The 22,578-nt window shown below is 29.9% G+C and carries 21 protein-coding genes; 11 read left to right on the top strand and 10 right to left on the bottom strand.

Annotated features, from left to right (window positions below):
- Nucleotides 1-46: 46 nt before the first annotated feature.
- On the top strand, nt 47-382 hold the full coding sequence (locus CRU95_RS05845; RefSeq protein ID WP_129100202.1) for a hypothetical protein: 336 nt from the start codon (nt 47-49) through the stop codon (nt 380-382).
- 153 nt (nt 383-535) lie between these two features.
- Here the strand turns inward: CRU95_RS05845 and uvrB are convergent, their stop codons facing one another.
- From uvrB to greA, 4 genes are read right to left on the bottom strand one after another with little or no spacing between them, the layout of a single operon-like run.
- Nucleotides 536-2,509 carry an excinuclease ABC subunit UvrB gene (gene uvrB / locus CRU95_RS05840; RefSeq protein ID WP_129100201.1) on the bottom strand — a complete coding sequence of 658 codons (1,974 nt, stop codon included), beginning with the start codon at nt 2,507-2,509 and terminating at the stop codon, nt 536-538.
- Entirely contained in the window at nt 2,506-3,063 is a 558-nt protein-coding gene (locus tag CRU95_RS05835; protein ID WP_129100200.1) for a hypothetical protein, read from the bottom strand. Before CRU95_RS05835 ends, uvrB begins: the two co-directional genes overlap by 4 nt.
- Complete coding sequence (locus CRU95_RS05830) at nt 3,060-3,761, bottom strand: UDP-2,3-diacylglucosamine diphosphatase (RefSeq protein ID WP_129100199.1); 702 nt, start codon at nt 3,759-3,761, stop codon at nt 3,060-3,062. Before CRU95_RS05830 ends, CRU95_RS05835 begins: the two co-directional genes overlap by 4 nt.
- A 30-nt stretch (nt 3,762-3,791) precedes the next feature.
- Nucleotides 3,792-4,277: a transcription elongation factor GreA gene (greA, locus tag CRU95_RS05825; RefSeq protein ID WP_129100198.1), complete on the bottom strand. Its 486-nt coding sequence runs from the start codon at nt 4,275-4,277 to the stop codon at nt 3,792-3,794.
- A gap of 91 nt (nt 4,278-4,368) precedes the next feature.
- Here greA and CRU95_RS05820 point away from each other — a divergent pair, with 91 nt between their 5' ends.
- The gene (locus CRU95_RS05820; RefSeq protein ID WP_129100197.1) at nt 4,369-5,013 is read left to right on the top strand and encodes a ThiF family adenylyltransferase; all 645 of its coding nucleotides are present in this window, start codon (nt 4,369-4,371) and stop codon (nt 5,011-5,013) included.
- Between the two features lie 64 nt (nt 5,014-5,077).
- The gene (locus CRU95_RS05815; protein ID WP_129100196.1) at nt 5,078-5,980 is read left to right on the top strand and encodes a chemotaxis protein CheV; all 903 of its coding nucleotides are present in this window, start codon (nt 5,078-5,080) and stop codon (nt 5,978-5,980) included.
- Between the two features lie 22 nt (nt 5,981-6,002).
- Here CRU95_RS05815 and argH read toward each other — a convergent pair whose 3' ends face one another.
- The 4 genes from argH to CRU95_RS05795 all read right to left on the bottom strand — a co-directional run bounded on the left by argH (nt 6,003) and on the right by CRU95_RS05795 (nt 10,607).
- Nucleotides 6,003-7,385 carry an argininosuccinate lyase gene (argH, locus tag CRU95_RS05810; RefSeq protein ID WP_129100195.1) on the bottom strand — a complete coding sequence of 461 codons (1,383 nt, stop codon included), beginning with the start codon at nt 7,383-7,385 and terminating at the stop codon, nt 6,003-6,005.
- A gap of 80 nt (nt 7,386-7,465) precedes the next feature.
- Nucleotides 7,466-8,191 (bottom strand): GntR family transcriptional regulator, encoded by a 726-nt coding sequence (locus CRU95_RS05805; RefSeq protein WP_129100194.1) that lies wholly within the window; start codon nt 8,189-8,191, stop codon nt 7,466-7,468.
- Between the two features lie 17 nt (nt 8,192-8,208).
- Nucleotides 8,209-8,940, bottom strand: coding sequence for a GntR family transcriptional regulator (locus CRU95_RS05800; protein ID WP_013134695.1), 732 nt, complete (start codon nt 8,938-8,940; stop codon nt 8,209-8,211).
- A 107-nt stretch (nt 8,941-9,047) separates the two neighbouring features.
- Nucleotides 9,048-10,607 carry a glycerol-3-phosphate dehydrogenase/oxidase gene (locus CRU95_RS05795; RefSeq protein WP_129100193.1) on the bottom strand — a complete coding sequence of 520 codons (1,560 nt, stop codon included), beginning with the start codon at nt 10,605-10,607 and terminating at the stop codon, nt 9,048-9,050.
- A 397-nt stretch (nt 10,608-11,004) separates the two neighbouring features.
- Between CRU95_RS05795 and CRU95_RS05790 the strand changes: the two genes are divergently transcribed.
- From CRU95_RS05790 to CRU95_RS05755, 8 genes are all read left to right on the top strand, one after another.
- Nucleotides 11,005-12,093 carry an ABC transporter ATP-binding protein gene (locus CRU95_RS05790; RefSeq protein WP_129100192.1) on the top strand — a complete coding sequence of 363 codons (1,089 nt, stop codon included), beginning with the start codon at nt 11,005-11,007 and terminating at the stop codon, nt 12,091-12,093.
- A gap of 11 nt (nt 12,094-12,104) precedes the next feature.
- Nucleotides 12,105-13,184: an ABC transporter ATP-binding protein gene (locus tag CRU95_RS05785; RefSeq protein ID WP_129100191.1), complete on the top strand. Its 1,080-nt coding sequence runs from the start codon at nt 12,105-12,107 to the stop codon at nt 13,182-13,184.
- On the top strand, nt 13,181-14,050 hold the full coding sequence (locus tag CRU95_RS05780; RefSeq protein ID WP_129100190.1) for a carbohydrate ABC transporter permease: 870 nt from the start codon (nt 13,181-13,183) through the stop codon (nt 14,048-14,050). The genes CRU95_RS05785 and CRU95_RS05780 overlap by 4 nt, the downstream gene beginning before the upstream one ends.
- A 3-nt stretch (nt 14,051-14,053) precedes the next feature.
- On the top strand, nt 14,054-14,881 hold the full coding sequence (locus tag CRU95_RS05775; RefSeq protein ID WP_129100189.1) for a carbohydrate ABC transporter permease: 828 nt from the start codon (nt 14,054-14,056) through the stop codon (nt 14,879-14,881).
- Between the two features lie 11 nt (nt 14,882-14,892).
- Nucleotides 14,893-15,171 carry a DUF2160 domain-containing protein gene (locus CRU95_RS05770; RefSeq protein ID WP_129100188.1) on the top strand — a complete coding sequence of 93 codons (279 nt, stop codon included), beginning with the start codon at nt 14,893-14,895 and terminating at the stop codon, nt 15,169-15,171.
- Nucleotides 15,172-15,238: 67 nt separating this feature from the next.
- Nucleotides 15,239-16,936: an ABC transporter substrate-binding protein gene (locus CRU95_RS05765; protein ID WP_129100187.1), complete on the top strand. Its 1,698-nt coding sequence runs from the start codon at nt 15,239-15,241 to the stop codon at nt 16,934-16,936.
- 62 nt (nt 16,937-16,998) lie between these two features.
- Complete coding sequence (gene glpK, locus CRU95_RS05760) at nt 16,999-18,519, top strand: glycerol kinase GlpK (protein WP_129100186.1); 1,521 nt, start codon at nt 16,999-17,001, stop codon at nt 18,517-18,519.
- A gap of 135 nt (nt 18,520-18,654) precedes the next feature.
- On the top strand, nt 18,655-20,148 hold the full coding sequence (locus tag CRU95_RS05755) for an aldehyde dehydrogenase family protein (RefSeq protein WP_129100185.1): 1,494 nt from the start codon (nt 18,655-18,657) through the stop codon (nt 20,146-20,148).
- A 49-nt stretch (nt 20,149-20,197) separates the two neighbouring features.
- On the opposite strand, the gene CRU95_RS05750 is transcribed toward CRU95_RS05755, so the two are convergent.
- Nucleotides 20,198-21,178 (bottom strand): iron-sulfur cluster assembly scaffold protein, encoded by a 981-nt coding sequence (locus tag CRU95_RS05750; RefSeq protein WP_129100184.1) that lies wholly within the window; start codon nt 21,176-21,178, stop codon nt 20,198-20,200.
- A 21-nt stretch (nt 21,179-21,199) separates the two neighbouring features.
- Complete coding sequence (locus CRU95_RS05745; RefSeq protein ID WP_129100183.1) at nt 21,200-22,396, bottom strand: NifS family cysteine desulfurase; 1,197 nt, start codon at nt 22,394-22,396, stop codon at nt 21,200-21,202.
- Nucleotides 22,397-22,578 lie beyond the last annotated feature (182 nt).

The raw sequence follows: 22,578 nt of genomic DNA, 5'->3' as shown, positions 1-22,578 counted from the left end.
AATGCATTAGATATAATTTTAAGATAATAAGAATAAGGAATTACTATTGAATGATCTCATGGAACTCTTAATAAAAATAGGAACATTTGGAATAGCCCTTTATACTAAACTAGAAATGAATGAAATACTTATTATTATCATTTTATTTATAATTTGTATATATATAGGATACTTAATTTCTAACAAATTAAAACCTGTAATTAATACAGATTTTAAGATTCAATGCCCAAAATATAGTGAATTACAAAGTGGGATTAATGCATGGGCTGTTGAAAGGTGGCTTACCGCAACAACAAAAAATGGTAAAATAGTAACTATCGGCTGTCCTTTTTATACAAAAAATGGAAAATGTAATAACGAAAAAAAATGTAATAAAGTTTAACATAATATATTAATATCATTTAAAATTGTAGATAGAAAGTATTAGATTTTTTAAAAGGTCAAGGCGAAGTTTAAATTTTATGAGGAGCATACACGCAGTATGTGACGATTAAAATTTAAACTTCAACGCAGAGATTTTGAAAAAGATGATACTTTATAATTTTTTTATCTTTTCTATTTCGTCTCGCAATCTAATCGCCTCTTCGAAGTTCAAGTCCTTCGAAGCTTTCGTCATCGCTTTATTAAGCTCTATTAACATCTTCTTTCTCTCAGCAGCTGGCATTTTGTTTAGCTTATCTAACTTCAATGCTACAGCATCATATTCTTCAAGTTTTAAGTTATCTTCTAATACTCTTGAAGTAGTAGTTGGAGTAATACCATGTTTTTTATTGTGGGCTTCTTGAACTTCTCTTCTTTTGTTTGTAACATCTATAGCAAACTGCATAGAGTCAGTTACTCTTTTAGCAAATAGAATAACACGTCCATTTTGATTTCGGGCACCTCTTCCCATAGTTTGGATAAGAGAAGTCTTACTTCTTAAAAATCCTTCTTTATCCGCATCTAAAATAGCCACCAATGAAGTTTCAGGAATATCTAAACCTTCTCTTAAAAGATTGATTCCCACTAATACATCAAATTCACCTAGTCTTAATTGTCTTATGATTTCTACTCTCTCTAAAGTATCTATCTCACTGTGCATATATTTAACTCTAATACCTAGGTCTAAATAGTATGCTGTTAGCTCTTCTGCCATCTTTTTAGTTAAAACTGTAACTAAAACCCGCTCATTTTTTGCAACAACTTTTTTGATTTCATCGTGTAGTTTTTCAACTTGAAATTCACTATCCATAATCTCAATTGTAGGATCTAACAATCCAGTTGGTCTGATTATTTGTTCAGCGACAACTGAACTCATTGAAGTTTCCAATTCATTTGGAGTTGCACTTACAAACAGATAATGTGGTGCTTTATTAATAAACTCATCAAACATCAAAGGACGGTTATCTAAAGCACTTGGTAATCTAAATCCATACTCAACAAGAACTTCTTTTCTACTCCTATCTGCTGCATGCATCCCTCTAAATTGAGGTAAGGATACATGAGATTCATCAACTATAAGTAAAAAATCTTTTCCTATTTGTTCAAAATAATCCATCATAGAATAAGGTGTTTCTCCAGGTTCAAGTCCTGTTAAATGTCGGGCATAGTTTTCAATACCTTTACACATACCAGTGCCCTCAATCATCTCCAAATCAAACTCTACTCGCTGTTTTAGTCTTTGATACTCTACAAGCCTATCTTCAGCTTTTAAAAAGGCTAATCTCTCTTCTAGTTCTTCTTCTATTTTTTTTACGGCAGTTGCTAGGTTTTCACTATTTACAACAAAAGGATTTACTGAATAAATGGTTACATCTTGTACATCTTTTTGTTTGACATTAGTCATGTATTCATGAATAGAGATTGATTCCACTTCATCAGCAAAAAACTCTATACGAATAAATTCATCTTGCCAATAAGCAGGAAATACATCTATAACATCCCCATTTACTCTAAAATCTGCACGATCAAAAAACTTATCATTTCTTTTATAACCCATGTCCACAAGTTTCATTAAAAGTGAACGTTGTGAATACTCAAAGCCCACAGATAATTTTTGTACCATAGATTTATATTCAGCAGGATTTCCCAACCCATAGTTTGCAGATACTGAAGCTACAACAATAACATCATCAAAAGAGAGTAAAGAAGCTGTTGCACTTAACCTCATTCTTTCAAGTTCTGAGTTTATAGAACTATCTTTTTCTATAAATAAATCACTTCTTGGAATATAGGCTTCTGGTTGATAATAATCATAATAAGAGATGAAATATTCCACATGATTATTAGGAAAAAAAGATTTGAACTCACTATAAAGTTGAGCGGCAAGTGTTTTATTATGAGTCATAATTAAAGTTGGTTTTTGGGTTTTTTCAATCACCTTTGCCATAGTATAAGTTTTACCTGAACCTGTAACTCCAAGTAATGTATTATATTGATTACCTGCAAGTATTGATTCACTTAATTTTTCTATGGCTTGGGGTTGATCTCCAGCGGGGCTATATTTACTTTCAACTTTAAATTCTGCTATAACTTATCCTTACTAGTGTTTTTATATTTATACAAATAATACATCAATCTTTCTACTTCTTTACCTTCCCAAATTAAGTGTTTACATAAGAAATCTTTTGATTTATCTTTTTGTACTTCTTTTTTATATTTCTCTATAATTTGTTTTAGTGATATTTGAAGATTTTCCAAACTATCATTTAATATTTCTTCATGAAAAACATCATTACAATTGGGTAAAAAGAGTTCTATATCTCTTTTATACATAGCAATTAGAAAACTTATTTGCCAAGAGTGCCAAGATTTTTTTTCATACTCTTCATATTTATTTTTATAATCTAATAACTTAAATATTTCAAATAATTCTTTTGATTCTTCCCTTAAAGTATTATTGCTTAAAGATTCAAAGGAAGGAGGTAAATTTATAAGTCTTATATTAATGTATTTTTTTGTATCTTCCTTATGGTAAGAACCTAATCCTTTTTTTATATTCTTTATTTTTAAAAGAAATAAAGTCAATAAAAAAATCATTATCAAGATTAGGAAGATAATTAATACAAAAGACAAATTATTCATAAACTTTTTCCTATAAATTCATTATTAGTTAAAACTATATATTCATTACTACAAGTTAAAGATTGTATGTTCTTATATCTTTTTTCATCAATAATATACTCTTTACCCTGATGAAAATGTCCTTCAATTATTATTTTTGCATTATAGTGCTTAACTCTTTTTGAAACAATATCTTTAAAGCTTTTAATATTATGGCAAATATTCTTTCCCAAAAGCCCATAATATATCTTTTTAGAAATAAAATTTTTAAAATCAATTGCATTCATAAAAAGTAAAAATATATGATTTCTAATAAATTTACAATAAACCTCATAAAATTTATCATTTACAAATATATCCCCATGGCTCAAAGCTACTTTTTGGTTTTGATAATTCATAAAAATAGGTTGAGATTCTCTTTTATATACTTTTATTTTGGGAAATAGATTTTTTAAATTATAATCATGATTTCCTTCTAAATATATCATCTCAATATCTTCTGATAACTTATTTAACAAAGAGATTACTTTATTATTTCTTTTAATAAAATATTTACTTTCCTCTGAAATAAAATCAAACATATCACCCATCAAAAACAGTTGTTGTGTTTCGATCTCTTTTGATTTTAATTTTTTTAGAAAAGTTAGGAATTGAGACCTTTTTTCATTGAAGTGAGAATCTGCAATGAATATGGCATTTTCTTTTATATTAGGGAACATTGACAAAATATGATAAGTTTGATGTAAGCATTATAGTTCAAGTTCTTTATAAAAGACTTCCAAAACTTCAAAATTCTTTACACCACCTGGTAAAGTTGCACTAAACTCATCACCCTCTTCTTTTCCCATTAGTTGTTTAGCTAAAGGTGAATTAAATGAAATCATTCCTTTTTCAGCATTTGATTCAACACCACCTACAATTGAGTATTCATACTCTTCATCAGTATCTGTGTTTACTAGTTTTACAGTTGAACCAAATGAAACTCTATCGTGAGGTAAAGAAGTAGGATCAATTATTACAGCTTTGCTTAGAACTGCTCCCAGTTCTGCAATTTGTACATCTATTAATTTTAGTTTTTCTTTTGCAGCATGATATTCAGCATTTTCTTTTAAATCCCCTAATTGTCTTGCTTCTTCAAGTGCAATAACAGTTTCAGGTCTTTCAGTACTTTTTAGAAAATCCAATTCTCCTGTAATTTTTTCATACCCCACATTTGTCATTGGTTCTTTTTCCATTAACCTCTCCATAAATATATTTTCTATTTTAATCTGCTATAATACCCAAAAAATAAAAAATAAAAAATTAATTTACGAAAGAAGATGTAGTATGTCAAAATACGATAGAACTCTAAAACTTTTTGGAGATAATAATTTTGATAAGTTTCAAAATACAAAAATAATACTTTTAGGTGTAGGAGGAGTTGGTTCATTTGCTCTAGACTCACTTTATAGAACAGGAATAACAAATATAACAATAGTAGATTTTGATACTTATGAAGAATCAAATTTAAATAGACAAATGGGTAGTGAAGGTAATATTGGAAGAGTAAAAGTTGAAGCCTTAAAAGAAAAGTACCCAAATGTGCAAATCATACATGAAAAGATTACAGAATCTTGGGTTGATGAATTTGACTTCTCTTCATATTCATATATTTTAGATGCAATTGATGATATTAAACCAAAAGTTAGACTAATTCAAAAATATTACGATAAACTTATAAGTACAAGTGGTAGTGCAAAAAGAATTGACCCATCTAATATTGAATATATTTCAATATGGGATACATACAACGATCCATTTATTAGAAAAATTCGATATGAATTAAAAAAAAGAGGCTTTAAAAAGAAGTTCAAAGTGATTTTTTCAGGTGAAAATCCAAATTGTATTGAAAAAGGAAGCTTTGAGGGTGTTACTGGTTCTTTTGGTTTAATGATGTCTTCTGTTACAATTCAAAAAATAATTGCTAATTAGAAAAAATCAATAAACTATAAGAAAAAAATCAATATAATAAGAATATTTGCAAAAAAGGGAATACATGAGTGGTATGAATAGTGTTGAGCAAATGACTCAAGGGCATCTTAGAAATGTGCAACAATTAGCTGTATTTTATACTGGTAAAAATAATATTTATGCAATTAATATTGCAAAAGTAAAAGCTTTTGTAATAACTGAAGAAGTAACAATAAATGATACTCCATCAGATACTGACATTATAGCTGGTATTGCAACTATTAGAGGGGAACCAGTTACTTTAATAAAACTTGATGCATGGTTAGGTAATAAAACACTGGAATTAGCTGATTATAAGTTAATAATCTATTGTGAATTCAATCATAAGAAAGTGGGTTTTTTAATAAAAGACATGCTTGATATTGTTGAAAAAACCACTGATGAATTAAGACATTCAGAAGAAACTAATTCTAAAATAACTTATACTACCTATGTAAAAGTACATGATAAAGATGAATTATGTACAGTATTTAATGCAGAACAATTATTAAAAGACCTTGGATGGGTAAATGATGGTGATGATGTTATGAATAAGTACGTTGAAGCTCCATTTACTACTAAAAAAGTTGTTTTAGCAGCAGAAGATTCAAATGTAGCAAGAGAAGTTTTAAGAAAATTTTTCAAAAAAGCAAATTTGAAATACGAAATTTATAATAATGGGGCAGATTTATTAGACAGAATTAGAGCAATTAATCCAGACGATGTTGGTTTAGTAATTACAGATATCGAAATGCCAGAAACTGATGGTTTTCAAGTTGCACAATTTATAAAATCAAGTAACAAATATGCTAATATTCCTGTTATTGTAAACTCATCTATGACAACAGATGCTGTTAAAAATAAAATGAGACAAATTGGTGTTGATGGATTTATTGGTAAAACTGATATCCAAGCACTATACACTACATCTAGAGAATTTTTAAACTAAAAATTAGATGATTTTAAATCATCTAATTTTTTAACCACTTCTCAAATATTTCGATTTGTTCATTTGTATTTTTTGTAGAAGTTCCACCAAATGATGTTCTTGCATTCATTGAAGCTTTTAAATCTAAAAATAGTAAAATCTCTTCATCAATATCTTTAATATTATCATTTGAACTTCTTATTTCTTCTAGAGTTAATTCACTAATATCTTTGTTTAAACTATTTGCAACTGCAACTACATCTTTGGTGATATAATATGCAGTTCTAAAAGGCATAGCTTGTTTTTGAACTAAATAATCAGCTAAATCAGTAGCACTCAAGTGTCCTATTTTACAAGCGTTTGCCATTCTCTCTACATTTATTATCATAGTTTTTATAACTTCATTTAAAATAGAAATAGAGATTTCAATAGTTTTAACAGAATCAAAAACACCTTCTTTATCTTCTTGTGTATCTTTATTATAAGCTAGTGGTAAACCTTTCATAACTGTGAATAATGAGACTAAATTCCCATAAACTCTTCCAGTTTTTCCTCTTAATAATTCAGGAACATCAGGATTTTTCTTTTGTGGCATTATTGAAGATGTTGTTGCATATTCATCACTCATTCTTACAAATTGGAACTCATAAGATGACCAAGTAACTAACTCTTCAGATATTCTACTTATGTGCATCATTGCTGTACTTATATTAAATAAAATTTCTAAAGCAAAATCTCTATCTGAAACAGTATCAAGAGCACTTATAGTTGGAGAATTAAATCCTAATTTTTCAGAAGTAGAAAACCTATTTATATTATGCGGAGTTCCAGCAAGTGCTGCACTTCCTAAAGGGCAGTAATTATTTCTTTCATATGAGCTTTCAAATCTTTCAAAATCTCTTTTAAACATATTTGCATAAGCCAATAGATGATATCCAAAGTTAATTGGTTGGGCATGTTGTAAGTGTGTCATACCAGGAATTAAAGTTTCAGTATGTTTTTTAGCAACTTCCACAAATGTATTTACAAGCTCTTTTAACTGTACTTTTATTGATAAATTTTTATCTTGTACATAAAGTCTAAAATCAGTAGCAACTTGGTCGTTTCTACTTCTTGCAGTATGAAGTCTTTTCCCAGCTTCACCAATTATCTCAGTTAATCTACTCTCAACTGCCATATGAATATCTTCATGTTCAATTTTAAATTCAAAAGCTCCTGATTCCATCTCTTCTTTTACTTGAAGTAATCCTCTCTCAATGTCTTCTTGATCTTTTATTGTCAAAATCCCTTGTTCTTTTAACATTTGAGAGTGAGCAATTGAACCTTTTATATCTTGTGCATAAAGTTCTTTATCAAACATAACTGAGGCATTAAATTCATCCAAAAGCTTTGCATTTGTATTTTTTAAAATTTGGTCATTTGCCATTAAAACTATCCTTTATAATCTGCTTTAAATTTTTTGCATTATATCAAAAGATTTATTATGATGGGATTTGCAACTTTTAATTAGTAATTTGAGATTTTGTCATTTGAGAGTGTGATTTGATGTTTATACATATTTGCTTTGATTAAAATATCTGAATATTCTACAGGATTATTCTCTTTATCAAAAGATAATCTATGCAAAGATAAAAGTGCAGAGCCCTCTTTTATACCTAACTTTTGCGCTTCTTCTTTTGTAGAGTCTTTTGCTTCCACTGTCTCTTGAGCATTAAAAAATTCTATATTGTATTCATCTTTTAAGAAAGTATATAAAGACTCTATATTAAACTTTTTCTTTAAATTTGGAACTTTATCAAAATCCAAATAATTTAACATCAAAGCAAAAGGTATTCCATCCATCTCTCTAAATCTTTTTATGCACAACAGAGTATCACATTTTAATAACTCTTTTACATAATGCTCTTTTTTAATAACTTCAAATTCAATTGATTTAGTAGTAAGTTTATGATTTTGTTTATTTAATCTTTGAGTTAGTGAGCCAATTGAATTTGCATCATAAAGGATTTTTTGTTCTTTTATATATGTTCCTGAACCTTGTTTTCGTTCTAAGACATTATCTCTTTCAAGTAATTCAATAGCTTTTCTTATAGTTATTCTACTTACTTCATACTCTTTTTCTAGCTTTACTTCAGGAGATAATAAATCTCCAGGTTTATAATTGTCTTGAATATCTTTTAATAATTTTTTCTTTAATTGTATATATAAGGGAATACCATTTTTAGCAAACAATAATCATATCCTTTGATTTATATATTTGACATTTTATCATTTGATAAAATTATCTTGTGTTTGTACATATCTGATTTGATAACCAAATTTGAATACTCTATTGGCTTGTTACTTCTGTCATATGAGAGTCTTTTTAAAGACAATAAAGGAAAACCTTCTTTTACATTTAATCTTTTAGCTTCATCTTTATTTGCAGCTTTTGCTTCTACTATCTCTTCTGCGTTATAAAATTCAATATTATACTCTTCTTTTAAAAAGGCATACAATGATTCAAGATTTAGCTTTTTCTCAATATCAGGTACAGTATTTACATCAAAATAGTTTATCATCAATGCAAAAGGAACTTCATTTAACAATCTAGTTCTTCTAATGCATAATAGTTTTTCACAATTTAGCATATCTTTTACAAAATGTTCTTCACCCTCTTCAATTATTTCAAAAGATATAGATTTTGTAGTAAGAAGATGTTTTTGTTTTTCTAATCTTTGGGTTAAAGACCCAATAGAATTTGCATCATAAAGGACTTTCTTTTCTTGTACAAAAGTTCCTTTACCTTGCTTTTTAATAACTACATTTTCTCGCTCTAACTCTTCAATAGCTTTTCTTACAGTTATTCTACTTACTTGATATTTCTCTTCAAGTTTGCCCTCAGCTGGTATAATATCATCAGCTTTGTAATTTAACTTAATATCTTCCAATAATTTCTCTTTTAATTGAAGATATAATGGTATACCATTTTTAGCAAACAAAAGTATTTCCTTTTAAGATAAATATTGATTTGTAATATATTATAACAATATATTCTATTTATTATTGCATATTACATAATTCAATTTTAAAGTGTACTTAATATTTGTTATAATGAATTATTTAATAACTCCAAAGATTTTTCTTTTTCAATATTTACTCTTTTTTCATCCCAATTTAACTCTTTTTGCATTATTTCTAATACTTTGTCTAAAATCTCTTTTGCAGCTTTTTTATCAATCAAGGCCAAAGATGTTCTTCTTACTATATAATCCATAGGTTTTTGTACAAACTCTTCTTTAATAGTATAAATTAATTCTGCATTAGTATGTGCATAGTCTTTATGTAATCTCTGTATTTTTTTAGTACAACTTAAAACATCATTTGCTTTATCACCATACATTTTAATCAAATATTTTTTAATATCTTCATCTAAACAATCAACTTGCATCTCTTTTGTAAAGTTTTCACTTCCTATTAATTTTAATTTTTTTGTTTGGCACTCTTTGTTTTCTAAAGCAAATTTAGAAGTCACATAATCAACAAGCTCTTCTGACATCTTTCTATAAGTTGTCCATTTGCCACCTAAAATACTAACTAAGCCAGAATCAGAGCTAATAATAATATGCTCTCTTACAATACTTTTTGTTGAGGCATTTTTAGGCGCTGCTACTAATGGTCTTATTCCACACCATGACGATAATATTTCACTTTCATCAATTTTTAAATCAAAATATATTTCTAAGTGTTTTAATATATATTTTATATCTTCAGCAGAAACCTCTGGATGTTCACTTAGAGTTGTTTTTTCATCTGTAGTTCCAACTAAACATTTACCCATCCAAGGAAGTATAAATAAAACTCTTCCATCTTCAGTTTTTGGAATCATCAAACCTTCATCAGAAGGCAAATACTTTTTGTCTAATACAATATGAATACCAGAACTTAAGTCAAGCATTTTTTTTGCTTCTTTATTATCTAAAGTTCTTACCTTATCAGAAAATGCTCCCGTTGCATTTATTATAACTTTTGAGTTTACAATATAAGTTTCATCTGTAATTTTATTTCTTACTTTTACCCCAGAGATTTTTCCCTCTTCGTATAAAAACTCTTCAACTTCACTATAATTTCTACAATCAGCCCCAAACTTTTGAGCTGTTTTAAGTAGTGTTACATTCAATCGTGAGTCATTAAAACTTCCATCATAATATTTAACTCCACCTACTAAGGCATTTTTTTTGATACTTGGAAAGTTATTTATCATCTTATCTTTACATACAATTGAACTTCTACCAAGACCTCTTCTTCCTGATACAAAATCATATAAACTCAAACCAATAAACATATAAGGTAATTCCCACCATTTATATATAGGAGTTACAAGGGTAAGTCTAGAACATAAGTGAGGAGCATTTTTCAAAAGTCTTGATCTCTCTTTTAATCCCTCTTTTACTAAATTGAATTGGTCCATATTCAAGCCCTTCACAGCGGCTTCCAAATAACGAACTCCACCATGTACTAGTTTTGTACTTCTAGAACTAGTTCCTTCAGCAAAATCATTTTTTTCTAATACTAAAGTTTTAAAGCCTCTTGATGCCGCATCTAAAGCTGTTCCACTTCCTGTTGCTCCCCCACCTATAATAATAATGTCAAATTTATTACTTTCCATAATTTTACTATCCTTAAATAGATTACATTATAAGGTTATAATGTTATTGAAGACATTATAATGATATAACTATAAAAAGAATATTAAATAATTTCAAATAATTAAAAATTGCACTTAAAGTATTGACTTAAAAAAGAAGTGCTTTTTTGCAATTTATAAAATGTAATTTAAGTAATTTATAAGGTCAATGCAAGCAAGCTCCCATCGAACCGCAATGCTATTTTATTGCTACGTTTAAAGATGAAAAAGATTTTAATTAAAGACAATAAAATACTGACATTCTTAAGCATACTTTAAAATTCTATACGTCACTATTAAAGACAACATTATAATGTTATGATGTAAATTTATTACATTGATAATTTTATTAATATAATAATTCTAGCAAGGAGATTGAATGTCATTAGAACTTGAGAATGTGTCAATGAAAGTTGATGGACAAACTCATATTTATAATACAAACCTAACACTACAAAAAGGTACGATGAATGTACTTCTAGGTAGAACCTTATCAGGAAAAACAACCTTGATGAGAATAATGGCAGGATTGGATGTACCTACAACAGGAAAAATTCTGTGGGAAGGAAAAGATGTTACTAGAATGAGAGTTCAAGATAGAAAAGTTGCGATGGTCTATCAGCAATTTGTCAATTATCCTTCAATGAGTGTATATGAAAATATTGCAGCACCTTTGAGAATAATGAAAAAAGATTCAGATGAGATAGACAAAGCAGTTAGAGAAACAGCTGCACTTATGCGTTTAACAAATATGTTAGATAGAAAACCCTTAGAATTATCAGGTGGGCAACAACAAAGATGCGCACTAGCTCGTTCACTAGTAAAAGGTTCTGGTTTAGTACTATTAGATGAACCCCTTGCAAACTTGGATTACAAATTAAGAGAAGAATTAAGAGAAGAGATACCAAAAATGTTTGAAAAATCTGGAGCAATTTTTGTATATGCTACAACTGAACCAGAAGAAGCACTATTATTAGGTGGAAATGTTGTGACATTATGGGAAGGTAAAATAACACAATTTGATGAAACTACAAAAGTTTATCACAGACCAAATACGGCAATTACTGCAAAAGTTTTCTCAAACCCTTCAATGAATTTTTTAAATATAAAAAAAGAAGGTGATTATTTTTATTATGGAGATAGACAAAAAGCACTTGCTACAAATGGGCTAAAAGATATAAAAGATGGAAAATATCTAGCAGGCTTTAGACCAAATCACTTAGAGCTTACAAAAAAATCAGAAAATGCAATTGAGTTTTCTGCCCACTTAGATGTTACAGAAATAACAGGATCTGAGACTTTTTTACATATGCAACACAAAGAAGACAATTGGATTGGTCTAGTTCATGGAGTACATGACTTAGAATATAACTCAGAAATATCAGTGTATTTAGATACTCGTCATATTTTTGTATTTTCTCATGATGGCGATTTAGTTAAAACTGCCTCTTATGTAGAAGAAAGATAGAAGGAGAAGAAATGGCAAAAATAACTCTTTCAAACTTAGCCCATAGTTATATGGAAAATCCAATTTCAGATAAAGATTATGTACTACAACCTTTAAATCATGAGTGGGAAGATGGAGCAGCTTATGCCCTACTTGGACCTTCTGGATGTGGAAAATCAACTTTACTAAATATTATATCTGGAATTATAACTCCATCAGAGGGAAAAATTCTATTTGATGATAAAGATGTTACAAATGAAGATACAGCACATAGAAATATTGCCCAAGTATTTCAATTCCCCGTTGTCTATGACACAATGACAGTCAGACAAAATCTAGAATTTCCTTTAAAAAATAGAAAAGAAAAGCCTGAATATATCAAACAAAGAGTTGATGCTATTGCAAAAGCAATAAAAGTTGAAGATATTTTGGATAACAAAGCAAGTGGTTTAACAGCTGATGCCAAACAAAAAATATCTTTAGGTAGAGGAATGGTAAGAGAAGATGTAAATGCAATTTTATTTGATGAACCTTTAACTGTGATTGACCCTCATATGAAATGGGAATTAAGAACTCAATTAAAAGCTTTACACAAAGAGCTAAAACATACAATGATATTTGTAACTCATGACCAAACAGAAGCTTTAACCTTTGCTGATAAGGTTGTAGTTATGAACCAAGGAATAGTTTTACAAATAGGAACTCCAGAAGAATTATTTGAAAAACCAGCACATACCTTTGTGGGATATTTTATTGGTTCACCAGGAATGAATCTTTTTGATGTGAAAATTAATGGAAACATAGCAACTTTAGATGATTATACAATTGAATTAAATTCTAAATATAAAGATTTAGAAGGTGTGATTCAATTAGGAATAAGACCTGAATTCATAAACCTTTGTGAAGATGGAGAGGGAATCAAAATAGATATTACCAGGATAGAAGATGTGGCTCACCATAAGATTGTACGAGCAAAATACAAAGATAATAATATAAATATAATAGTTTCAGAAGATACAAAAATCACTTCAACAATGAGTAGCATGACTTTTGATTTAGAAAAAATCAATGTATATGAAAATGATTGGATAGTCCAAGGAGAAGCACTATGAAAAAAACTGTAAATCAAAAGGCATGGTTTCTTGTACTTCCAGTACTAATCCTTGTTGGTTTTTCAGCTGTTATTCCTTTAATGACAGTTGTTAATTATTCAGTTCAAGATACCTTTGGAAATAATGTATTTTTCCCTGCTGGATTACAATGGTTTGAAGAAGTTCTTCACTCAGAGAGAATTCATGCGGCCTTAGGAAGACAGATACTTTTTACAGGAATTATTTTAGCAATAGAGATTCCTCTTGGTATTTTTATTGCTTTACATATGCCTAAAAAAGGGTTTTGGTCATCAGCTTGTTTAATATTAGTTGCTCTTCCACTACTTGTTCCTTGGAATGTTGTTGGTACTATTTGGCAAATATTTGGAAGAACTGATATTGGACTTTTGGGTCATACTTTAGTATCAATGGGGATTGATTATAACTACACCCAAAATGTACTTGATGCATGGGTTACAATAATTGTAATGGATGTATGGCATTGGACTTCGTTAGTTGTTTTACTTTGTTATGCAGGATTACAATCAATTCCATCAGCTTATTACCAAGCAGCAAAAATCGACCAAGCTTCAAAATGGAGTGTTTTTAGATATATCCAACTTCCTAAAATGATGGGAGTATTGCTAATTGCTAGTTTGCTTAGATTTATGGATAGTTTTATGATTTATACTGAACCTATGGTTGTAACAGGTGGTGGGCCTGGAAATTCTACTACATTTTTATCTATAGATTTAGTTAAAACAGCAATTGGTCAGTTTGATTTAGGACCAGCAGCAGCTTTTTCACTAATATATTTTCTAGTGATACTATTAACATGTTGGGCATTTTTTACAATCATGACAAACATAGATAAAGAAGAGGAGTAATTTATGAGTACAGCAATTAAAAAAGGCTTTTTTAGCAGTAAATCTCCTACTATTATGCTTATATATATTATCTTTTTGATGTTACCTGTTTATTGGTTAGTAAATATGAGTTTTAAAACAAATGAAGAGATATTGGGAACTTTTTCACTTTTTCCTAATGATCTTACTTTTCATAATTATATTGTTATATTCACAGACCCTACTTGGTATTGGGGATATATCAACTCAATGATATATGTTGTAATGAATACGGTTATTTCTGTTTTAGTAGCACTTCCAGCAGCATATGCTTTTTCGAGATATAGATTTTTAGGAGATAAGCATTTGTTCTTTTGGTTATTAACTAACAGAATGGCACCACCTGCTGTATTTGCGCTGCCATTCTTTCAACTTTATTCAAGTGTTGGTTTATTTGATACACATATTGCGGTGGCTTTAGCTCATACATTATTCAATGTTCCATTATCTGTTTGGATTTTGGAGGGATTTATGCGTGGTGTACCAAAAGAAATAGATGAAACTGCATATATTGATGGATTTAGTTTTTTTGGATTTTTTACAAAAATCTTCACTCCATTAATTGCTTCTGGTATTGGTGTTTGTGCATTTTTCTGTTTTATGTTCTCTTGGGTTGAATTACTTTTAAGTAGAACATTAACAGCTGTTAATGCCAAATCAATAGCAGTAACTATGACAAAAACAATATCAGCTTCTGGAGTTGATTGGGGCGTTCTAGCAGCAGCAGGTGTTTTAACACTTGTTCCTGGTGCCATAGTTATATATTTTGTTCGTAATCACATTGCCAAGGGTTTATCTCTTGGACGAGTTTAAGGAGGTTTAGTATGAATTTATCATGGATGGCTTGGACAAGTGGAACTGCAATATTTTTCATTTGTATCTTTGTTGCACTTATAATCATGACTATCTGGGCCATTAAGTGGCCGCAGGCACCAAGAGTAGGAATTTTACGAATAAAAACCACTCCTGGTGATCGACTTTTTCTAAGTCTTTTAGGCTCGGCATTTATTTGCCTTGGCTATTTAGCAATGTTTGGTACTCCAATTTACGGGGGAATGGTTCTTTGTCTTTTTTATGCTATAGCAGTTTTTCGCTGGGTATAAAAATACTAAAATAAAATTATCAAATTTTATTTTATTTATAACAATTTAACTTAAGAAGGGGAAAAGAATGAAAATAAAAAATAAGATTACTACTTCACTTGTAGTAGGAATATTAGGACTAAGTAGTTGTGCTTTTAGTGCAGATATGAATAAATGGATTGATGAATTTCAACCCTCATCATTAACTAAAGCTCAACAAAAAGATGAGCTTACTTGGTTTAAAGATGCTGCAAAACCTTACAAAGGTATGACTATAAAAGTTGTATCTGAAAGTCTTACAACTCACTCATATGAGAGTAAAACTTTGGCAAAAGCATTTTACGATATTACAGGAATAAAAGTTATTCATGACCTCATTGGGGAAGGTGATGTTATTGAAAAACTACAAACACAAATGCAAACAGGGCAAAATATTTATGATGCTTATGTAAATGATTCTGATTTAATAGGTACACATTGGAGATATAAACAAGTTAGAAATTTAACTGATTGGATGAAAGGTGACGGTAAAGCTGTTACAAATCCAAACTTAGATTTAAATGATTTTATGGGATTATCTTTTACAACTGCTCCTGATGGAAAACTATATCAGTTACCAGATCAACAGTTCGCTAACCTTTATTGGTTTAGATATGATTGGTTCACGGACCCAAAAAATATGGCTGATTTTAAAGCAAAATATGGTTATGAATTAGGTGTTCCAGTTAACTGGTCTGCATATGAAGATATTGCAGAATTCTTTACAGGAAGAGTAATCGATGGTAAAAAAGTTTATGGACATATGGATTATGGTAAAAAAGATCCTTCATTAGGTTGGAGATTTACTGATGCTTGGATGTCAATGGCTGGAGAGGGTGATCCTGGTTTACCAAATGGACTTCCAGTAGATGAATGGGGAATTAGAGTAAATGAAAAATCTCAACCAGTTGCTTCTTGTATGGATAGAGGGGGAGCTACAAACTCACCAGCTGCTGTTTATTCTATTGAAAAATACAACAAATGGTTGAAAGAATATGCTCCACCAAGTGCTGCTGGTATGGTATTCTCTGAAGCTGGACCTGTTCCTGCACAAGGTGAAGTTGCACAACAAGCTTTCTGGTATACAGCTTTTACAGCAGATATGGTAAAAAAAGGTCTTCCAGTTGTAAATGCTGATGGTACTCCAAAATGGAGAATGGCTCCATCACCACATGGTGCTTATTGGAAAGAAGGAATGAAAGTTGGTTATCAAGATGTTGGTTCTTGGACTTTAATGAAATCAACACCTCTAAAAAGAGCTCAAGCTGCTTGGTTATATGCACAATTTGTTACATCAAAAACAGTTGATGTTAAAAAATCACATTTTGGTTTAACATTTATAAGAAAATCTAGTATTAATGATAAATCATTTACACAAAGATCTCCAAAACTTGGTGGTTTAGTTGAATTTTACAGATCTCCTGCAAGAACACAATGGACTCCAACAGGAACTAATGTACCTGATTATCCAAAATTGGCACAATTATGGTGGCAAAATATTGGTGATGCATCATCAGGTGCAAAAACTGCACAAGAGGCTTTAGATTCACTTTGTTTAGCTCAAGAGAAAATTCTATCAAGAATTGAAAGAGCTGGTATCCAAGGTGATATTGGACCAAAACTTAATGAAAAGAAAACTGCTGAATATTGGCTAAAACAACCAGGTGCTCCAAAACCTAAATTAGCTAATGAAAAACCAGCACCAGTAACTATTTCTTATGATGAATTAATCAAATCTTGGAAATAATTTTATAAATCTAAACAAAAGTTGAGCTTGACTCAACTTTTGTTACTCTAAAGTGAGAATAAATGAAATACATACTATCAATAGATCAAGGTACAACTTCTAGCCGAGCAATTCTATTTAATAAACAAATGAAAATAGAAAAAATTTCGCAAGAAGAGTTTCCTCAACATTTCCCTCATTCTGGTTGGGTTGAGCATAATCCTGAGGATTTATTTAATACAGTTTTAAATAGCTGTAAAAATGTATTAAAAGATGCGAATGCTAGTATAGAAGATATTGTATCTATTGGAATAACTAATCAAAGAGAGACAACTGTTGTATGGGATAAAAATACAGGAAAAGCAGTTTATAATGCAATTGTATGGCAAGATAGAAGAACATCAAAAGAGTGCGATGTCTTTAAAGAAGCAGGACACGAAAAGATGATTAGAGAAAAAACTGGTTTATTATTTGACCCTTATTTTTCTGCTATGAAATTAAAATGGATTTTAGAAAATGTTAAAGGTGCTAAAGAAAAAGCTCTTAATGGAGATTTATTATTCGGAACAGTTGATACTTTTTTAATCTGGAAATTAAGTAATAAAAAAAGCCATGTTACAGATGCTACAAATGCTGCTAGAACAATGTTATACAACATAAAAACAAATGAATGGGACAAAGAGATTTGTACCCTTTTAGATATTCCAATGGGTATATTACCCGAAGTTAAAGATTGTGCAGATGATTTTGCAAATATTAGTAAAGAGTATTTTGGAAAAGAAGTACCTATCAATGGAGTTGCAGGAGATCAACAAGCTGCTCTTATAGGGCAAGCTTGTTTTGAACCAGGAATGGTAAAATCAACTTATGGAACTGGGTGTTTTGCTATTTTAAATATTGGCTCAAATATGATTTTATCAAAAAATAGGCTGCTTACAACTATTGCATATAGATTTAATGGTCAAACAACTTATGCCTTAGAAGGTTCAATTTTTATAGCTGGTGCCGTTGTCCAATGGCTAAGGGATGGGTTAAAAATCATAAAACGCTCAAAAGAGGCTCAAGAACTAGCACTCAATGCTGATCCAACAGAGCAACTCTATTTTGTACCTGCATTCACAGGACTTGCTGCTCCTTATTGGGATACTCAGTGTAGAGGCGCTATTTATGGACTTACAAGAAATACAGGACCTGAAGATTTTGCAAAAGCTGCTTTAGAAAGTGTAGCCTATCAAACTAAAGATTTATTAGAAGCTATGTATAGTGATTGGAATAATTTTGGAGAGTGTATTGATTGTGCTAAAAACTCTGTTTTAAGAATTGATGGTGGAATGTCAGCTTCAGATTATACTGTTCAATTTTTATCTGATATGTTAGGAACTTCAGTTGATAGACCTGAAATACTTGAAACAACTGCACTTGGCGTTGCTTGGCTTGCTGGAATGAAAGCAGGATTTTATCCTTTAAAAGAAGAGTTCTCAAAAGGCTGGAAGCTAGAAAAAGAATTCAAACCTACTATTAGTGAAGAAAAAAGATACGACCTTTATGCAGGCTGGAAAGACGCTGTACAGAGAACACTTTCAAAAAAATCAAATCAAATCTAACAAATTTTAAAGATGAATTTAATTCATCTTTAGAATAAATATTTCACTCTCAAAATTTATTATAACATTATAATCTTTAAGTTTTGCCTAAGTTTTAAGTCATTATAATGTTATGATAATATTCAAGGGGAAAAAATGAAAAATTTAAATCAAAATGAAATAATAAAATCTAATAATTTAGAAATAAATATAAATGAACCAATGAAAAACCTAATATGTGGAGAATGGAAAGGAAGTGATGAAACTGCACAGAATATAAATCCTTCTGATATTGCAGATATAGTATCAACTTATTATAAAGGAAGTTATGAGCATGTATCACAAACTATTGAGTTTGCTTCAAAAGTACAAAAGTCTTGGGCAAAATCTTCAATCTCATTAAGAGAAGAAGTATTAAAAGATATAGCAATTAAACTTCTTGATAATAAAGATTACTTTGGTGAAATAATAGCAAGGGAAGCTGGAAAACCAATAAAAGAAGCAATAGATGAAGTTGTAAAATCAGCTGAATTTTTTAATTATTTTGCAGCAGAAGCTATTAGAATGAAAGGTGCATTTATGGATTCACCAAGAGATAATGTTGATATAGAAGTAATACATGAACCAATAGGTGTAATTGGTGTCATTACACCTTGGAACTATCCATTAGCAATTCCAGCTTGGAAAATAGCCCCTGCCCTAGCCTATGGAAATAGCGTGATATTAAAACCATCAAGTAATACTCCAGCAATCGCATATATACTAGCTAAAATAATTGACTCAACAAAACTACCTAAAGGTGTATTTTCATTGACATTTGGGCAAGGTGGAGTAATAGGTGATACTTTAGCACAATCAAAAAAAGTGCAAGGAATAACTTTCACAGGTTCTGTTGCTGTTGGTAAAGAACTTGCTAAAAAATCTATTGATTCTATGACTAAATTACAATTAGAAATGGGAAGTAAAAATTCACTTATAATACTTGATGATGCAGATATTAATACAGCAGTTGAAGCTTCTATAAAAGGCGCTTACAATGCAAATGGTCAAAAATGTACTTCTTGTTCAAAACTAATTGTTACAGAAGGTATTTATGAAGAGTTTATAAGTGCTTTTAAAAATAAAATGCAATCATTAGTTGTAGGAAATGCTATGAATCCATCAAGTCAAATTGGACCGTGTATTGATAAAAAACAATTAGATGCTAACTTAGAGTATATCAAACTTGGACAAGAAGAAGGAGCTACTTTAGTTTGTGGAGGAGAAGCTATAAAAACTGATACCCAAGGATTTTATTTCTCACCTGCTCTATTTGTAGATGGAAAATCTTCTATGAGAATAAACCAAGAAGAGATGTTTGCAGCTATTGCTTGTGTGATAAAAGTAAAAGATTATGATGAGGCAATTGAAGTATTAAATGATACAGAATTTGGATTATCAGGTGGAATTATTACAAATGATTTGAAAAAATCTATGCAGTTTAAACATGATGCAGAAATAGGAAATGTAATGATAAATCTTCCAACAGCTGGAATGGATAATCATGTACCATTTGGTGGTAGAAAAAGTTCATCTTATGGTTCAAGGGAAAAATCATATACAGCAAGTGATTTTTATACAACTACAAAAACTGTATATATCAAATACTAAAAAAGGGGAAAGAAACTCTTTCCCCTTTTTAATTCATATTACTTTTTGATTAGATTGGTAAAACTCTAATATTTTCATCTACTTTTTGTTTTAATACAGACTCAATTGCATAAAGTGTTCCTGTATCTCCAGATGCACATCCATTACATGCACCTAAGTATCTAATATAAATATCATAATGAGGAGTATTTTCTTTAATATCAATAATCTCCATGTTTCCACCATCCATTGCAAGCATTGGTCTAATTTCACCATCTAAAACTTCATCAATTAATTTTATTCTTTGAACAATTGTCATTTTATCAAAGCTTGATTGTCCAGCTGCACTTGCATCTGCTGCTTGTTTTAATTTATCATGTTCCATTTCAGCATGAACATCTTTTAAAATATCTACTAAATAAATATCTTTTGCTTCATGTCCACCTGGTTTGATACATGACTTACAAAATGCTCCAGCTTTTGTATAATCAGTTACTTCTTCAACAGTTTGTAAATTATTTAATTTAATAACTTCTTGTAAAGTTGCTAATGAAACCCTTGCACATTCACAAACTATAATCTCAGATTCTAAAGATTCCATATCAACACCTTTATATGTTGATGCAGCTTTTTTTATAACATCATATGCCATAACTGAACAGTGCATTTTTTGAGGTGGAACAGCAGGAACATCTGGATGATCTCTTAATGCTTTTTCAACATCAATATTTGTAATTTTAATTGCTTCATCAACAGTTTTTCCTATACATAATTCAGCCATAACATCAGAAGAAGCGATTGCAGTTCCACATCCAAAAGATTTGAATTTAGAATTTACAATTACATCAGTTGTTTCATTAACAACCCAATATAATCTTACAGCATCACCACATGATTCAGCTCCAAAATCTGCAACGATTAATTTTCCGCCAGCATCTTTAGCCATCTCTTCTGTAATCTCACCTTGGTGAGTTGGTTCATCCATTCTTCTTATTACTTGATTTGAGTATTCATCCCAAATTGAACCGCTTATTAAATCATTTTTTGCCATTTTATATTCCTTTTAATATTTTTATAATTGTGAAACGTGATCTTTTGGTGTATAAGCATAAGAACTAGAAATATTTCTTAATCTATTTACAGCATTTTTAATCACAGTAATCGCATAATCAATCTCTTCTTCAGTATTAAATCTGCTTAAAGAAAATCTAACACCTGTATGAGCCAATTCACTATCACTTCCAAAAGCATTCATAACTGGATTTGCTTCTAAATCCTCACTTGCACAGGCACTTCCAGTTGATGCACCTATTGTTTTTTGGTTCATATCCCAAAGCATAGATTCACCTTCAACACCTCTAAATGAGATTAAAGTTGTATTTGGAGTTCTATTTTCTTTTCCACCAATAACTAATGTTTCTGGTATTTCTAAAATTGCATTTTCTAATTTATCTCTTAATTTTCTTACATGATTCTCTTCATAAGCCAATGCTATTTCTGAAGTTGCAAGTTTCATAGCTAAACCCATACCAACCATAGAAGCAACATCAACTGTTCCAGCTCTATGTCCACCCATTTGTTCACCACCATGTAAAAGTGGAGTTAGTTCAAAACCTTTTTGAACATAAGTTCCACCTACACCTTTTGGTCCATGGAATTTATGTGCTGAAAAAGACAAGTAGTTTACATTAGATGCTTGTACATCAACTCTAATTTTTCCAATTGCTTGTGTAGCATCTGTGTGAAAAGCAACTCCAGCTTCTTTACAAATTGTCCCAATTTCTTTTATTGGAAAAATTTTACCAGTTTCATTATTTGCCCACATAATAGATACAAGCGCTGTTTCTTCTTTTATATGTTCTTTTACTAAAGAAGCATCTAATGTACCATCTTCATTTACAGGTAAATAAGTTACATTTACACCTTGTGATTCTAAAAATCTACAGGTTGCAGTAACAGCTGGATGTTCTACTTCTGAAGTAATTATGTGATTTTTATTACCATTTAAAATTTTATCAATCCAAATACCTTTTATAACAGTATTAATACTTTCTGTTGCATTTGCAGTGATTATTATATCATCGGCATCAGCTGCATTTATACCTTCGTATAAGTAATTTAATGCCTCAACCATTTTAGGGTGTGTTCCTGCTCCAAATTTATGTAAAGAGTTTGGATTTCCATAAATGTGACAAAAAAATGGCTCCATCGCTTTAAAAACTTCTGGATCAACTTTTGTAGTGGCATTGTTATCTAAGTAAACTTCCATATTTTAATTCCTATCTTTTTCTTTATTCATATGCAAATGCTATTCCGTAAAATTATAGCTTTTTTATACTTTTTTTGGAATTATAAAAGAAATAGGATAAAAATTGTCTTAATTAAATAGAATAGCTAAATTTATTTATAAATAAACTCTATAGTTTAATCTAAGATTAAAAGATAAAGTTA

It is taken from the genome of Arcobacter sp. F2176 (assembly GCF_004116465.1).
In the GTDB taxonomy this organism is placed as follows: domain Bacteria; phylum Campylobacterota; class Campylobacteria; order Campylobacterales; family Arcobacteraceae; genus Arcobacter; species Arcobacter siniprincipis.
The sequence above is the reverse complement of the archived record's forward strand: the minus strand, read 5'-3'. Positions and strand labels throughout refer to the sequence as shown.

What these genes read in the sequence shown, in the direction of transcription:
- CRU95_RS05835 (WP_129100200.1), bottom strand. Translation starts at nt 3,063, where the DNA reads ATGAATAATTTGTCTTTTGTATTAATTATCTTCCTAATCTTGATAATG.
- CRU95_RS05830 (WP_129100199.1), bottom strand. Translation starts at nt 3,761, where the DNA reads ATGTTCCCTAATATAAAAGAAAATGCCATATTCATTGCAGATTCTCAC.
- greA (WP_129100198.1), bottom strand. Translation starts at nt 4,277, where the DNA reads ATGGAAAAAGAACCAATGACAAATGTGGGGTATGAAAAAATTACAGGA.
- CRU95_RS05820 (WP_129100197.1), top strand. Translation starts at nt 4,369, where the DNA reads ATGTCAAAATACGATAGAACTCTAAAACTTTTTGGAGATAATAATTTT.
- CRU95_RS05815 (WP_129100196.1), top strand. Translation starts at nt 5,078, where the DNA reads ATGAGTGGTATGAATAGTGTTGAGCAAATGACTCAAGGGCATCTTAGA.
- argH (WP_129100195.1), bottom strand. Translation starts at nt 7,385, where the DNA reads ATGGCAAATGACCAAATTTTAAAAAATACAAATGCAAAGCTTTTGGAT.
- CRU95_RS05795 (WP_129100193.1), bottom strand. Translation starts at nt 10,607, where the DNA reads ATGGAAAGTAATAAATTTGACATTATTATTATAGGTGGGGGAGCAACA.
- CRU95_RS05790 (WP_129100192.1), top strand. Translation starts at nt 11,005, where the DNA reads ATGTCATTAGAACTTGAGAATGTGTCAATGAAAGTTGATGGACAAACT.
- CRU95_RS05785 (WP_129100191.1), top strand. Translation starts at nt 12,105, where the DNA reads ATGGCAAAAATAACTCTTTCAAACTTAGCCCATAGTTATATGGAAAAT.
- CRU95_RS05780 (WP_129100190.1), top strand. Translation starts at nt 13,181, where the DNA reads ATGAAAAAAACTGTAAATCAAAAGGCATGGTTTCTTGTACTTCCAGTA.
- CRU95_RS05775 (WP_129100189.1), top strand. Translation starts at nt 14,054, where the DNA reads ATGAGTACAGCAATTAAAAAAGGCTTTTTTAGCAGTAAATCTCCTACT.
- CRU95_RS05770 (WP_129100188.1), top strand. Translation starts at nt 14,893, where the DNA reads ATGAATTTATCATGGATGGCTTGGACAAGTGGAACTGCAATATTTTTC.
- CRU95_RS05765 (WP_129100187.1), top strand. Translation starts at nt 15,239, where the DNA reads ATGAAAATAAAAAATAAGATTACTACTTCACTTGTAGTAGGAATATTA.
- glpK (WP_129100186.1), top strand. Translation starts at nt 16,999, where the DNA reads ATGAAATACATACTATCAATAGATCAAGGTACAACTTCTAGCCGAGCA.
- CRU95_RS05755 (WP_129100185.1), top strand. Translation starts at nt 18,655, where the DNA reads ATGAAAAATTTAAATCAAAATGAAATAATAAAATCTAATAATTTAGAA.
- CRU95_RS05750 (WP_129100184.1), bottom strand. Translation starts at nt 21,178, where the DNA reads ATGGCAAAAAATGATTTAATAAGCGGTTCAATTTGGGATGAATACTCA.
- CRU95_RS05745 (WP_129100183.1), bottom strand. Translation starts at nt 22,396, where the DNA reads ATGGAAGTTTACTTAGATAACAATGCCACTACAAAAGTTGATCCAGAA.